Annotated in this window: 10 protein-coding genes; 6 read left to right on the top strand and 4 right to left on the bottom strand. The window is 43.9% G+C overall.

The annotated features are described in order from the left end of the window. The first annotated feature begins 186 nt into the window (after positions 1 to 186). The 4 genes from JGK14_RS03530 to JGK14_RS03515 all read left to right on the top strand — a co-directional run bounded on the left by JGK14_RS03530 (position 187) and on the right by JGK14_RS03515 (position 8,050). On the top strand, positions 187 to 936 hold the full coding sequence (locus tag JGK14_RS03530) for a Uma2 family endonuclease (RefSeq protein ID WP_293325896.1): 750 nt from the start codon (positions 187 to 189) through the stop codon (positions 934 to 936). 71 nt (positions 937 to 1,007) lie between these two features. Continuing rightward, entirely contained in the window at positions 1,008 to 2,726 is a 1,719-nt protein-coding gene (locus JGK14_RS03525) for a phospholipase D-like domain-containing protein (protein ID WP_293325893.1), read from the top strand. A 70-nt stretch (positions 2,727 to 2,796) separates the two neighbouring features. After that, a complete protein-coding gene (locus tag JGK14_RS03520) occupies positions 2,797 to 4,401 on the top strand; it encodes a C-terminal helicase domain-containing protein (protein WP_325314771.1) in 1,605 nt (534 codons plus the stop codon). Positions 4,402 to 4,576: 175 nt separating this feature from the next. Further along, positions 4,577 to 8,050 (top strand): Eco57I restriction-modification methylase domain-containing protein, encoded by a 3,474-nt coding sequence (locus JGK14_RS03515; RefSeq protein ID WP_325314770.1) that lies wholly within the window; start codon positions 4,577 to 4,579, stop codon positions 8,048 to 8,050. Positions 8,051 to 8,237: 187 nt separating this feature from the next. Here the strand turns inward: JGK14_RS03515 and JGK14_RS03510 are convergent, their stop codons facing one another. Both JGK14_RS03510 and JGK14_RS03505 read right to left on the bottom strand, forming a co-directional pair. Continuing rightward, positions 8,238 to 8,876, bottom strand: a complete 639-nt coding sequence (locus JGK14_RS03510; protein WP_293204911.1) for a restriction endonuclease subunit R — start codon at positions 8,874 to 8,876, stop codon at positions 8,238 to 8,240. Between the two features lie 93 nt (positions 8,877 to 8,969). Continuing rightward, the gene (locus tag JGK14_RS03505) at positions 8,970 to 9,527 is read right to left on the bottom strand and encodes a DUF6009 family protein (RefSeq protein WP_293183368.1); all 558 of its coding nucleotides are present in this window, start codon (positions 9,525 to 9,527) and stop codon (positions 8,970 to 8,972) included. 206 nt (positions 9,528 to 9,733) lie between these two features. Here JGK14_RS03505 and pds point away from each other — a divergent pair, with 206 nt between their 5' ends. Together pds and crtB are read left to right on the top strand one after the other, a co-directional pair. After that, positions 9,734 to 11,107, top strand: coding sequence for a 15-cis-phytoene desaturase (gene pds / locus JGK14_RS03500; protein WP_293192090.1), 1,374 nt, complete (start codon positions 9,734 to 9,736; stop codon positions 11,105 to 11,107). Positions 11,108 to 11,315: 208 nt separating this feature from the next. Then, entirely contained in the window at positions 11,316 to 12,245 is a 930-nt protein-coding gene (gene crtB / locus JGK14_RS03495; RefSeq protein WP_293204914.1) for a 15-cis-phytoene synthase CrtB, read from the top strand. A gap of 142 nt (positions 12,246 to 12,387) precedes the next feature. On the opposite strand, the gene JGK14_RS03490 is transcribed toward crtB, so the two are convergent. Further along, positions 12,388 to 12,867 (bottom strand): hypothetical protein, encoded by a 480-nt coding sequence (locus JGK14_RS03490; RefSeq protein ID WP_293192088.1) that lies wholly within the window; start codon positions 12,865 to 12,867, stop codon positions 12,388 to 12,390. A 547-nt stretch (positions 12,868 to 13,414) separates the two neighbouring features. Further along, positions 13,415 to 15,187 carry an urease subunit alpha gene (gene ureC, locus JGK14_RS03485; RefSeq protein ID WP_293204917.1) on the bottom strand — a complete coding sequence of 591 codons (1,773 nt, stop codon included), beginning with the start codon at positions 15,185 to 15,187 and terminating at the stop codon, positions 13,415 to 13,417. Positions 15,188 to 15,361: the final 174 nt, after the last annotated feature.

The following is a 15,361-nucleotide window of genomic DNA, read 5'->3' as shown; positions in this document are numbered from 1 at the left end:
CGGGCTAGCGGTTGGGGTTGGTTGGGTGCGATCGACCTTTTTTCCATATGGCTTTGGCGCAGGGACTGAGGAGCAAATTGATTAGAATGGAGAGCAAAAGTTATCCTATCATCAACATCAAAATTAAAAGCCGTTAGCGCAGCCCTCGAAGAGGATCGCACAAACACCTTCAATCACCATAAAACCATGAAATTCAGCTTAGATGTAGAAAACAATCCCACAGGCTGGCCGGATCATACTCAACTACCCGAATCAGACGGTACTTTTGTGAAGAACTTTCAAGAACATCCCCAAAGCATTTTACTAACCGATTCCATAACTCCTATCTTAGAAAGAATTCACGCTGACGGTAACTATTGTATCGGTCAAGATAGCGGTATTTATTGGCGATTAACTGACCCCTTAGAAAAGGGTGCAGAAGCACCTGACTGGTTCTATGTACCGAATGTTCCACCAACATTGGATGGTAAATTTCGCCCTTATTATGTGTTGTGGCAAGAGTTTATATCACCGTTGATTGTGTTAGAGTTTGTATCCGGGAATGGTGCTGAAGAACGGGACAGAACGCCTTTATTGCGATCGGGCAAACAGGAAACTAAGGCTGGTAAATTCTGGATTTATGAAAATGTCATACATCCGGCATTTTATGGAATTTATGAAGTCAGCAAGGCTAGTGTTGAAGTCTATCATCTGATCGAAGATAGGTATCAATTAGTTGCAGCAAACGATCGCGGTCATTATCCGATTCCACAGTTAGGAGTAGAATTGGGAATTTGGCAAGGTACTTATCAAAATATGGAATTACCTTGGTTGCGCTGGTGGGATAGTGAAGGGAATCTGTTGTTATCGGGGGCCCAAAGAGCCGATCGCGCTGAAGACCAATTAGAGCAATTACGCGCTCAATTGCGATCGGCTGGCATTGAACCACAATTATAAGCCGAAATGAGGAGACGGCAATGCCGTTTCCCTACAATTAATTTAAACTTAATCATCATAGAGGAAACTAAGTGCCACGCATTTTTGACAACATCGAATTATCCCTGCTACCAGCATTACGAGAAACCATCAAACTCTCCTATCGCGCCGATTTTTGCGTGGGCTATTTCAATCTCAGGGGATGGCGGAGCATTGGCGATTTAATCGAAGCATATGTGGGAAATCAAGGAGCCTGCTGCCGCCTTTTGGTGGGAATGCAAAGCTTGCCATCCGATGAATTGAATGCTAGTTTTAGCCTGATTTCCCATCATCGGGGGATTGACAATAGTACGATTATTCGCCTCAAAAAACGGATGGCTGAGGAATTTCGCCAGCAGTTGATAATCGGGGCTCCCAGTGATATTGACGAGCAGGGTTTACGCAGATTGAGCTATCAGATTAAAACCGGAAAAGTTATTGTTAAATTATTCTTAGCTTATCACCTGCACGCCAAGCTCTATCTCGTTCATCGTCACGATCCAAATAGTCCGATTGTCGGATTTTTGGGTAGCAGCAATCTGACTTTATCGGGACTCTCAAAGCAAGGAGAATTGAATCTTGATATCTTAGATTCTGATGCTTGTAATAAGTTGCAAAAATGGTTTGAAAACCGCTGGGAAGAATACGGCTGTATTGATATTTCTAAGGAACTCGCCGAAATTCTCGATCGCAGTTGGGCGCGATCCGAACCAATTCCACCCTATCACATCTATCTCAACAGAGTCTATCATTTGTCCCGCGAGGCGATCGCAGGTATTTCCGAATTTCAGATTCCCCGCGATTTTAAGGGTTTATTTCAGTTTCAAGAAGAAGCCGTTAAGCTAGCAGCCCGTCACATTACCAAACGGGGAGGCGTGATTATTGGCGATGTGGTAGGTTTGGGCAAAACTTTAGTCGGTACAGCTATTGCCAAAATTCTCCAAGAAGATTGTCTCTTGGAAACCCTGATTATTTGTCCGAAAAACTTGGTCAAAATGTGGCAGGAGTATGCTGATAAATATCGCCTCCTGGCAAAAGTCTTATCCATCAGTCGGGTACAGCAAGAATTGCCGGAATTGCGACGCTATCGAGTTGTGTTAATTGATGAAAGTCACAACCTCAGAAATCGAGAAGGCAAGCGATATCGAGCGATTCAAGAATATATTGCCATCAATGAAAGTAAATGTATTCTGCTTTCGGCAACTCCTTATAATAAAACCTATTTAGATTTATCTGCTCAGTTGCGACTGTTTATTCCCGAAGACCAAAATTTAGGATTGCGGCCCGAAGCTTTGCTAAATCAATTGGGCGGCGGCAGTCAAGGAGAGTTAGAATTTATGAAGCGACATCAATGTTCGGTGCGCTCTTTAGCGGCTTTTGAAAAGAGCGAACATCCTGATGATTGGCGAGATTTGATGAAGCGCTACATGGTGAGGCGAACTCGCTCGTTTATCAAAGATAATTATGCGGAAACCGATGCAGAAAAAGATCGCAGATATCTAGAATTTGCCAATCGCACTCGCTCCTATTTTCCCGATCGCCTTCCCAGAACCATTAAGTTTTCCTCGGAAACTTCCACAACCAACTCCCAGCTTGACTTTGAGGAAATTGTCGAAGTCATCAACGCCCTAAATCTGCCCCGTTACGGACTCGGAAATTACATCGCCAAAAAACCCAAACAACAGCCGACTGAAGCAGAACAGCGACAGTTAAATGCCCTATTTCGTGGCGGTCGTCGGTTGATGAGATTTTCCGCGGACAAACCTGTTTAAACGGCTAGAAAGCAGCGGGAGTGCGTTTATTCAGTCGATCGAGCGGCACATCCTGCGGAATTTTGTTTATTTGTATGCGATCGGGCAAAACTCCGATATCCCGATCGGCACTCAGGATGCAGCATTGTTGGATACCCGCAACAGCGATGAAGATGCTGATTCAGTGGTGATGAGCAATTTTGATACCGAAGAAACCGAAGATGATTCGGGCGAACTTTTAGATATCGAAGCTGAATTGCTGTCAGGCGAAAAAGGTTTTAAGCAACGAGCACAAGTAGTTTATGGAGAATATCAAACACGCTATCAACGCAGATTTAAATGGCTAAAATCAGACTTTTTTGATAGCAAGCAGTTAAAACAAGATTTGCTAGCCGATGCTCGTTCTTTAATTGAAGTATTACAAACTTGCAGTGCATGGCATTCTCAACCAGATGAAAAGTTAGCAGCTTTGGTGACATTGATTGCAGAAACTCATCCGAATGAGAAGATACTAATTTTTACTCAATTTGCCGATACAGTCCGCTATATAACTGATAACTTAACCAAGCTCAAAATTGCAGGCATTGCATCGGTGACAGGCAAATCAAAAGACCCCACAGAAGTCACATTCCGGTTTAGTCCGACTAGCAACGGTAAGCGTGACAAAATCTCCCCAGAACAAGAATTGCGTGTCTTAATTACCACCGACATTCCGAGTGAAGGTCACAACTTACAAGACAGTGCAATTATCGTTAACTATGACTTACCTTGGGCAATCATCCGGTTGATTCAGCGGGCGGGAAGAGTAGACAGAATCGGGCAAACAGCCGATCGCATTTTGTGCTATTCATTTTTGCCAGACGAAGGAGTAGAACGGATTATCAACCTGCGGGAAAGACTGCGCCGGCGATTACAGGAAAATGCCGAAGTTGTCGGCACCGACGAGACATTTTTTGAGGACGATTCACCACAAGTCATTCTGGATATTTACAATGAAAAATCCGGGATTTTAGATGGAGAAGAAGATGCCGAAGTTGACCTAACATCAGAAGCTTTTCAGATTTGGAAAAATGCGACTGACAATAATCCGACTTTGAAGAAAACCATTGAATCAATGCCAAATGTAGTTTACTCAACTCGCGCTCATACACCCGTACCATTGCAGCCAGAAGGAGTTTTATTGTACATGAAAACTACCGAGGGTAATGATTCGTTGATTTGGGTCGATCGCGCGGGAAACAGTGTCACACAATCGCAACTGGCAATATTAAGAATTGCCGCCTGCGACGAAGCGACTCCTGCCATTTCGAGAGACAAACAGCATCACGAATTAGTCAAAAAAGGTGCTGAATTGATAGCAGAAGAAGAGTTAACTGCGGGCGGACAATTAGGGAGATCCTCCGGTGCTCGGTTCCGAACCTACGAACGTTTGAAAAATTACGCGCAGTCCATGCGTGGTACAATATTCGCATCCGAGGAATTGGCAAAAGCCATTGATGAAATTTACCGCTATCCCCTGCGCCAGTCGGCAATTGACACGTTGAATCGGCAGTTAAAAAGCGGTATTGGCGATCGGGCTTTAGCCGAATTAGTCGTAGCATTGAGAATGGAAGATCGTTTTTGTATAGTTAGTGAAGATGGAGACAAACGGGAACCAATGATTATTTGTTCTTTAGGTTTGTTTCAGAGGATATAATTATTGGGAGTCGAGAAACCGGGAACGGGCAAGATGCCCATTCCAAAATCAAATTAAGTCTTGTGGAACGGGCATCTTGCCAGTTCTTGAAAATAGTACAACATCTCAGATTTAACTTACTTCTTCCTTCTTCCTTCTTCCTTCTTCCTTCTTCCTTCTTCCTTAATATATAACCATGCCGCAAACACTTACAGAATCCCGTCAACTTCTCCAAGACTTTGAATTCAACAAACTATTCGTCCAACAACTCGGTTGGGATAATCCATCATCCCGCAAAACCATACCCGCAGAAGTTGATGGCGAGACTTATTCCCGAACAGCCATCGCCCAACTTTTAGGAGTAGTTATATATGAAATTACCACCGCTAGCGGTAACATTCCCAATGCGGCCAAAAGATTGACAATCTATCGCGAAATTGTCCAGATATCCCGCGAAAATATATTAATTTTTATTGATGCAAATCGGACTAAATCTCTTTGGTATTGGGTGAAGTGCGAAGGTACAAAACTTTATCCTCGCGATCGTGTATATGTGAAACGGGAACCTTGCGATTTAATGTTGAGTAAAGTCACAGCTTTAAAAGTTGAATTAGCAGAATTAGAAACGCTATCGGTGATTGATGTCGCCCAAAGATTGCAGGCTGGATTGGATGTTGAACGAGTTACTAAGAAGTTTTTTGAAGAGTTCAAACAGCAACACGTTGAATTTTTAAGTGTGATTTCCGGGATAGATAAGGAGACAGACAGGCGCTGGTATACTTCGGTTTTACTCAACCGTTTGATGTTTGTTTATTTTTTGCAGCGCAAAGGGTTTATCGACAGCGGCAAAATGCTATATTTGCAGGAAAAGTTAGCTGAAAGTAAACTGCGGGGAACCGATTTATTTTACTCGGAATTCTTGAAAACACTGTTTTTTGAGGGATTTGCTAAGCCACAATATGAACGAAGTTCTAAGGTTGAAAGGCTGATTGGCAATATTAAATATTTGAATGGGGGACTATTTCTGGAACATCCCATCGAACAGAATTATCTGAATATTGCTATACCCGATGCTGCTTTCGAGAAAATATTAGATTTATTTGCGCGCTATTCTTGGAATCTCGACGATACGGTTGGTGGGAAGGAAAACGAAATTAATCCGGCAGTTTTGGGATACATCTTTGAGAAATACATTAACCAAAAAGCCTTTGGTGCTTATTATACCAGGCCGGAGATTACTGAATATTTGTGCGATCGCACAATCAACAAATTAATCCTCGACAAAATCAACCAATCCCTTAACTCTTCCTCCCATGCCCAATTCCCCATGCCCGATGCCCAATGCCCGATTCCCCATCAATTTGAAACAATCACCGAACTCCTCACCAATCTCGACGCAAATCTCTGCCGCCGCCTACTAGAAGAAATCCTCCCAAACCTCACATTATTAGACCCAGCCTGCGGTTCCGGCGCGTTTTTAGTCGCAGCGATGAAAACGCTGATTTACATCTATTCAACAATCATCGGTACAAGCAAGTTTTTAACCGACCACTACCTCAACGACTTACTAAAAACCATAGAAACAGAGCATACATCACTCAACTACTATATCAAAAAACGGATTATCAGCGACAACCTCTACGGCGTGGATATCATGCCGGAAGCAGTGGAAATTGCGAAATTGCGACTATTTTTAGCCTTAGTTTCGGCGGCGCAGAATGTCAGCGACTTGGAACCGCTGCCGAATATTGATTTTAACATCATGGCTGGCAATTCCTTAATTGGATTGATTCGGGTTGATGAAGAACGATTTGATTCTGTAGGAAATTCGCGCCAAGGTAATTTACTGCAAATTTTAGCTTCTGCTAATTACAAAGGAATTTTAGCGGACAAGAATAAGTCGATTGATTTATATAAAAAACACGCTTTTCAGTCTGGGGAAGAGGAAGGAACTTCTCAAGAATCGCGATTATTGAATTTGCGGCAGCATATTGAAAAGTTAAACCAGGAGTCGCAAGTCAAGTTAAATCAGTTATTGTTTGATGAGTTTACCAGGCTGAAAATTAAGTACGAAGAGGTGCAGTTAGCGGGGAAACCTCATAAACGAGTTTTAACTATTGATGATATTGCAAGATTGCAACCGTTTCACTGGGGATATCACTTTGACAGAATTTTAGAACGGGGAGGATTTGATGCGATTATTGCTAATCCACCTTGGGAAGTTTTCAAGCCAGATGCTAAGGAGTTTTTTGCTAATCATAGCAATTTAGTGACGAAAAAAAAGATGGATATTAAGAGCTTTGAAAAAGAGCAAAAGAAACTCTTGCAAGATTCTGAAGTTGCTAATGCTTGGTTGGAATATCAGAGCAATTTTCCCCACATTAGTGCTTACTATTGTTCAGCAGAACAGTACAAAAATCAGATTTCGATTGTCAATGGTAAAAAAGCAGGTACGGATATTAACCTCTATAAACTTTTTGTAGAACAATGTTTTAATCTCTTACGCAGAGGTGGCGAGTGCGGGATTGTGATTCCCAGCGGCATTTACACTGACTTGGGTACTAAGCAACTGCGGGAAATGTTATTTAGTCAAACACAAGTCACGGGGTTATTTTGTTTAGAAAATCGCAAAACAATTTTTGAAGGGGTTCATAAGAGTTTCAAAATAGTTGTTCTTACTTTTGAGAAGAATGGGATAACAACTGAGTTTTCCTCTGCTTTTATGCGTCTTGATGTGGAGGAACTGCAAAGGTTTCCTAATGCTGATAGCTTGCGAATTAGCGTTGAATTAGTGCGGAAGTTATCTCCTGACTCTCTGTCGGTGATGGAGTTTAAAAATGATGGAGATATTCGGATTGCTGAAAAAATGCTGCAATTCCCGTTACTTGGCGAACAGATTAAGGGGAAATGGAATTGTATACTACATCGCGAATTTGACAGGGGTAACAGAACTGATTTTTTTCAACTTCAAGCCACAAGCAATAGTCTACCACTTTTTGTAGGAAAAATGTTTCATCAATTCACTAAAACTGATGAATCTGCGCCATACTGGATCGAAGAAAAAATGGGGAGAAAAGAATTACTTGGAAATAATAAAGATTGCAATCAGATACTTGATTATCAATGCTATCGTTGGGTACATCGACGAATTGCTCGTAATACTGACTCGCGTACATTAATTACGACCATTGCTCCCAGCAGAGTGTTCTTTGATAATAATAGTACCAGTATCGATTTAGGTAAATCTAAAATTGGTCAAGCAGAAATGTTGGCTTTTTGTGCAATGTGTAACTCTTTTATTGTGGATTGGTTTCTCCGTCAAAAAGTGACTACAACTCTTAATATGTTTTATATTTACCAAATTCCTATCCCGCGATTAACCACTGGTGACAAATACTTCTCGGACATCGTACAGCGCGCCGCAAAACTGATCTGCACTGCCCCAGAATTTGACGAATTAGCCCAAGAAGTCGGCTTAAACTCGCACCGAGAAGGCGTTACCGATGAAACAGAACGCGCTAAATTGCGAGCGGAATTAGATGGCATCATCGCTCACCTTTACGAATTAACGGAAGCAGAATTTGCGTATGTTTTGACTACTTTTCCGATCGTCCCAGAAGCTGTAAAACAAGCAGCATTGGCAGCATATCGCACGTTTTCATGTATGTAAAAGTATTGTAGGGTGCGTCAGCCCACAGCGTTTACCTTAGCTTTTGGAGCGATTGAGCTGACGCACCCTACAGGCCTCGTTAGTGGTTTAAATGCGTAACCTTTCCAAGCAAAAAAACTGGGTTTTTCACTGAATCTGCGGGTGAAAATCAAAGATTTTTGCAAAAACCCGGTTTCTGATTCCCCCACTAACTCAGATTACCTACATTCAACTCACCGAGGCGCTTCAAAATACTCAGCACGGTGTACAACTCGTTCCCTGGATTTAAAAGGCAAAACTTCCGAGAAAAAGCGTACTGCGGTGTTTCCCCCTTAACTAATTTGACAAATAGAAAATCTGCCCCATTCATTAACAATCCGTAAGTAGGTCGATCGCTCTTCAGATTAGCTAACATATAAGCTAGCAACTGCGGAATCCCTACTTCCAAAGAGAACGCCGCTTTCTTGGACTCGATAACTACTACCCAAAACTCCTGAAACAAAGCTAGAACATCCAACTGTCCCCTGACAATCATTCCTTCATCTTCGTCAACAATTTCTACAGACTTTTCGGAAGTAACGTGAAAAGGAGCAAGATAAAAATCTGCTAAATCCAACAATGGAGACAATACTACCATTTTGACTGTATTTTCTAGAAGTGGGGGATATTCTAGTAAATTTGTGTAACTTGCTTGCACTCTGTCTAATCGCTGTTTCTCAGCTTCTGAGATTTCTGGCAAATTATCCTGCCACTCGCGAAAGAATTGGTCATCTCTGACTAATTTAATTCCAAATTTTGTTCTCAAGCCGTACATCGTGACATTTCGAGCTTGAATTGTTTGTACCATCGTTTTATACTAAGTTTAAAGTCTATACAGATTGTGCCCTCAAGTGGTCATTCCCATCTATAAAATAGATGTTTTACCTAATGGCTGTATCTATTAGCTCTTGATTTCCAACACAGAAACTCTCTTTTCAAGTTCTAATAGCCTCTGAATCATTGGTATATCTTCGACAGAATCTAGATGACTAGCTAGAGCGCTAACTATGACATCAGTTTGAGATATGCCCGTTTGCTGAACATATCTTTTGAGCTTGCTAAAAAGACTACGGGGAACTCTCACAGCTATTTGAGATTTCTTACTCGGAGATAGCCCTTTGTGTTTAGGTTCTATACTTAATGGTTCTACTGCTTCAGTAGGATGATCTGCCTGTGTAGAGCTACCTACTTTGTAAGCTTCATAGTCATTTTCACGAAGTGTGAAAATTCGTCTGATAAAACACTTATGATTTCCGGTAGGAGGGGCATCATCTTCTAATTCTGCATACCCCACTAAAGTTTGACCTTGCTGAAGCTCTGAAAGACGTTTTTTAGAGACTCCTTTTCTGGTAGAAAAATTTACCTCGCTCTCTCGCACCCAAGGCATTTTGCTGATATCTACAAGCCAGGCAATTTCGGCTTCGTGCCTTAAGGTCTCGTCGCTGACAAAACTGTTCATAGTTTTTATTTTCAGTATGTTTACTAATTCTAGCACGTAGGGCAAAAAATAGCAACTGCATGGCAAATTTCCCTAAAAATAGCTAAGAACCAGATCGCCCCGCACCGGACACGGCACAACCACGTCCCTACAGATTGCCCAAAATTTTGTAACGAGTTGTAAAGTATAATGAACACAAAGTGAATATAGAGGCCAAGTAGTATTAAATGCGAGTTGCGATCGCCGGAGCAGGCTTAGCAGGACTTTCCTGCGCTAAATATCTTACCGATGCGGGTCACACCCCCATCCTCCTAGAAAGTCGGGACGTACTCGGCGGTAAAGTAGCCGCCTGGAAAGATGCAGACGGCGACTGGTACGAAACCGGTCTCCACATCTTCTTCGGTGCATACCCAAATATGCTGAAACTCTTCAAAGAACTTGACATTGAAGACAGGCTGCAATGGAAAGAACATTCGATGATTTTCAATCAGCCGGAAACGCCCGGAACCTATTCTCGCTTTGACTTTCCCAATATTCCGGCTCCGTTGAATGGCCTTGTGGCTATCCTCAGAAACAACGATATGCTCACCTGGGCCGAAAAAATCAGTTTCGGCATTGGTTTGATTCCGGCGATACTTCAAGGCCAGAAATACGTCGAAGAAATGGACAAATACTCGTTTTCAGACTGGCTGAAAAAGCAAAACGTCCCCCCCAGAGTCGAAAAAGAAGTATTCATCGCCATGTCCAAGGCGCTGAATTTTATCGACCCCCACGAAATATCTGCAACCATTCTGCTGACAGCCCTCAACCGCTTCTTGCAAGAGACAAAAGGCTCGAAAATGGCCTTTTTAGACGGTTCCCCTACGGAGAGGTTGTGTCAGCCGATGGTAGACTACATAACTGAACGCGGTGGCGAAGTCCGGCTGAATGCACCCATCAGAGAGTTTTTGCTCAATGATGACAATACGGTGCGCGGTTTCCAGATTGGCGGCGTCAAGGGGGCCGAGGAAGAAATTCTGACGGCGGATCTTTACGTTTCGGCGATGCCGGTTGACCCGCTAAAGTTGATGATGCCGAAACCTTGGGGCGAAATGGATTATTTCAAAAAGCTCGAAGGTTTGGAGGGAGTACCGGTGATTAATGTACACTTGTGGTTCGATCGCAAGCTGACAGATATCGACCATTTGCTATTCTCGCGATCGCCCTTACTGAGCGTCTACGCCGACATGAGCAACACCTGCCGCGAATATGCCAACCCAGACAAATCCATGCTGGAACTGGTACTCGCACCCGCCAAAGACTGGATTGGCAAATCTGACGAAGATATCGTCGCAGCCACAATGGTCGAGTTAGAAAAACTCTTTCCCGACCAAATCCCAGAACCCGCCAAAGTGCTCAAATATCACGTAGTCAAAACCCCACGTTCCGTCTACAAAGCCACCCCCGGACGCCAGGAATGCCGTCCCTCGCAAACAACTCCGATTAGCAATTTCTATCTAACGGGGGATTATACGATGCAGCGTTATCTTGCGAGTATGGAAGGTGCCGTGCTTTCTGGTAAGCTGACAGCGCAGGCTATTTCAACTGCCAATAAAAAATGAAAAATTAAGAATTTTTCATAAAGACTGGGGCTGACGCACGGGCGACCAGAAACCGGGTTTTTAGCCAAAATATTTGCTTAGAACCCTCAATCTCGGTTCAAAAACCCAGTTTCTTTGTTCAGATGCGTAAGTCCTCAAGACGTAAAAGAATCTCCTGTTGTCTCAACGGGGGAATGTCAGTTCTAATCTTTAAATTTCTTATTCTCGGATGCTGCAACTGTCAAAACTCCAGTGCATGAGAACTCTGGCCTCTTTGGATGAATCCTACGAACTGTGCCGCCAAGTCACAGCGAGTTATGCCAAAAATTTTTATTTAGGCACTCAACTCATGCCCGAAGCCAAGCGTCGGGCAATCTGGGCGATTTACGTCTGGTGCCGCCGCACCGACGAACTCGTAGACGGGCCTGGTTCTGAGGCTACGACCCCTGAAACGCTAAATTTGTGGGAAAAACGCCTAGAATCTGTGTTTGCGGGCCATCCCCACGATGATTATGACGTGGCTTTGGTGGATACGCTGTCTCGTTTCCCGATCGACATTCAGCCGTTTCGAGAGATGATTGCGGGCCAGCAAATGGACTTATACCGCAGTCGCTACGAAACTTTTGAAGAGCTCAATCTTTACTGTTACCGAGTAGCCGGCACTGTTGGGCTGATGTCGATGTCTGTGATGGGCGTAGACGAATCCAACTCTGCGGCTAATTGGAATTGGCACTGGGGGAATAGAATTCCCAAAGAAGAAGCCGTCGCCCTCGGTATAGCCAAGCAGTTGACGAATATTCTGCGCGATGTGGGAGAAGATGCCCGCCGTGGCCGCATTTACATTCCCTTAGAAGACTTAGCTTTGTTCAACTATACCGAAGAAGATTTATTCAACGGTGTAATTGACAACCGCTGGCGGGAATTGATGCGCTTTCAAATTCAGCGAGCTCGCAAATTATACGCCAGCGCCGAACCGGGAATTAAAGTGCTCAGTCCCGATATCCGCTGGACAGTGTGGGCTGCTACGATGTTGTACAGCAGAATCTTAAATGCGATCGAGTGCAATCAGTACGATGTGTTTCAGAAGCGGGCATACGTTACCAATTCTCAGAAACTGTTGTGTCTCCCCGCCGCTTGGTTGAAGTCAAAAGTGCTTTAGCAGCGGGCAATTTGGCTGGCGATTCGGCAACGGGTAAGGGCTATTTGTCAAGTTACAAATTATATGATGTCCAGCAAATTGCAAATGAGATTTGTAGGGACACGGCAGTGCCGTGTCCTTAACTGTTTTGTGTTAATTGGAGTCAAAGTGGTGGTGTAGTGGTTGAATTTTTCAATTGGGCGATCGTACTTTCGAGCAATTCCTTTTCCTGTTGTAGTTTTGCCTCTAAATTTTGAATTTGTTCGCGGCGGGCTTCAACTTCGATAAAGCGGCGAGACAACTCTTGACTTTGCAAGGTGAGAGATTGCCGCCACCCTTCCGCCTTCTGGGCTTCTTGCTGCAAAAAATCGGGAGTAAAGCCTGTTGTTAAATACTTCTGAACTAATTCTAGCACCCAGTTTGTAGCCGCTTGAATATGCAACAAAATCTTGCTATTTTCGCCAATATCTGCTAATACTAGCATCCCTTCATTTAAAACATTGCGATCGAAATCTGGCGGTAGCGTCAAGACAGTTTCTTGAAAAAGAATAGCCCATGTCTCATCATAATTTTGACAAGCCAGCAATTGCAGACTTATCTCACCTGAAATTTCCTTCTTTTGTACTTGGGCTAAATATAGCATAAGCGTAATTGGTAATTGGTAATTGGTAATTGTAATTGGTAATTCATAATTTGCCGTGTTAGAACAATTTGTTATATTTTTGAAACCAAATTTGTAGGGGCGGGTTCACCAACAATTTACGGTAAAAATGAATAATTTCATAAACCCGCCCCCGCCCACCAACAATACAAATGTACCATAATTTATTGGTTGGTGAAATGTTCATCTAAATAATCGCGGGGATGGGGCGGGTTTATGAGATTGTTTGTGGATTTCATAGATAGTTGGTGAACCCGCCCTACGGAATTTTGGGATTGTTTTGATGAGGCTATTGAAACCAAATTTGTAGGGGCGGGTTCACCAACAATTTACGGTAAAAATGAATAATTTCCTAAACCCGCCCCCGCCCCACCAACAATACAAATGTACCATAATTTATTGGTGAAATGTTCATCTAAATAATCGCGGGGATGGGGCGGGTTTATGAGATTGTTTGTGGATTTCATAGATGGTTGGTGAACCCGCCCTACGGAATTTTGGGATTGTTTTGATGAGGCTGCACAACCAATCAAAACAGAAAATATCTCTGCGCCATTGGCAAAACAGTTGCCGGTTCGCAAGTCAACAATTGTCCATCCGCCCTCACTTCATAGGTTTCTGGATCGACTTCCATGTGCGGCAAATAATCGTTGAGTTTCATATCTCTTTTACTAATCTGCCTTGTCCCGGAAACTGCTACAGTTGGCTTTTGTAAACCGAGCTGTGCTGCAATATCTCGATCGCGCGCCACCTGCGAAACAAACGTCAAACAAGTCGCCCCAATTGCCCCCCCAAAGCTGCCAAACATCGGCCGCATATGCACCGGCTGCGGCGTCGGAATGCTCGCATTAGCGTCCCCCATCTGCCCGTAGGCGATCGCACCACCCTTAATTACCAACTCCGGTTTCACCCCAAAAAACGCCGGCCGCCACAAACACAAATCCGCCAACTTACCCTCTTCCACCGAACCCACATACTGACTAATTCCGTGAGTAATCGCCGGATTAATCGTGTATTTAGCAACGTACCGCTTCGCCCGAAAATTATCATTTCCCCCCTCTATTCCCCCCCCTTGGTAAGGGGGGGTTATCCCTCTTGTTTCCCCCCCTTGGTAAGGGGGGGTTAGGGGGGGTAAATTCCCCCTTTGCACCTTCATCTTATGCGCCGTTTGCCAAGTCCGAATAATCACCTCTCCCACTCTTCCCATGGCCTGCGAATCAGAAGAAATCATACTAAAAGCACCCAAATCGTGCAAAATGTCCTCAGCAGCAATAGTTTCCCTTCTAATTCTCGACTCAGCAAAAGCCACATCCTCAGGAATCCCCCGATCCAAATGGTGGCAAACCATCAACATATCTAAATGTTCTTCCAAAGTATTGACAGTGTAAGGGCGAGTCGGGTTAGTAGACGAAGGCAAAACATTAGCTTGGCCGCACACTTTAATAATATCCGGTGCGTGTCCGCCGCCAGCACCTTCTGTGTGGTAAGTGTGAATTGCCCGATTTTTAAACGCAGCAATTGTAGCTTCCACAAATCCCGCTTCATTCAGAGTGTCTGTGTGAATTGCCACCTGCACGTCGTACTCATCAGCTACATTCAAACAATTGTCGATCGTTGCTGGCGTAGTTCCCCAATCTTCATGAAGCTTCAAACCCATTGCACCCGCCAAAACTTGCTCGACTAATCCTTGAGGTTGACTGCTATTTCCCTTACCTAAAAATCCCAGATTCACCGGAAAAGCATCGGCTGATTGCAGCATTCTGTACATATGCCAAGGCCCCGGAGTGCAAGTTGTAGCGTTTGTACCCGTTGCTGGGCCAGTGCCGCCGCCGATCATGGTAGTGACTCCAGAGGCGATCGCCACTTCGATTTGTTGCGGGCAAATAAAATGAATGTGAGTATCAACTCCCCCCGCCGTCAGAATCATTCCCTCACCAGCAATTACTTCCGTGCCGGGCCCGATAATAATATCTACCCTATCTTGAATGTAAGGATTTCCGGCTTTCCCAATTTTAAAAATCTTGCCATCTTTAATCCCAATATCTGCCTTGACAATCCCCCACCAATCCAATATCAAAGCATTAGTAATTACCGTATCAACAGCACCATCAGCATTAGAAATAGGCGACTGTCCCATGCCATCGCGAATGACTTTACCGCCGCCAAACTTAACTTCATCCCCGTAGGTTGTGAAATCTTGTTCAACCTCTATGAATAACTCAGTATCAGCTAACCGCACGCGATCGCCCGTTGTCGGCCCGAAGGTTTCCGCGTAAGCGCGGCGATCCATTCTGTAACTCATGCTTTCTCCTAATATAAATATTTTTTTAGTTGGCAGTTGAGGCTCGCTTAAATTATACTATGTGCCGAGTTCTTCAATCTGAGTTAGCAAATATAGCGGTTCTCAAGCGTGGTGAGGTATGCCCTAATGCCCTAATGCCCACGGAACCCACGGAGCCCTATGCCCACGGAGCCC

The organism is Microcoleus sp. PH2017_28_MFU_U_A, from assembly GCF_020738035.1.
Taxonomy (GTDB): Bacteria; Cyanobacteriota; Cyanobacteriia; order Cyanobacteriales; family Microcoleaceae; genus Microcoleus.
Note: the sequence above shows the minus strand (reverse complement) of the source record. Positions and strands in the feature narration are given on the sequence as shown.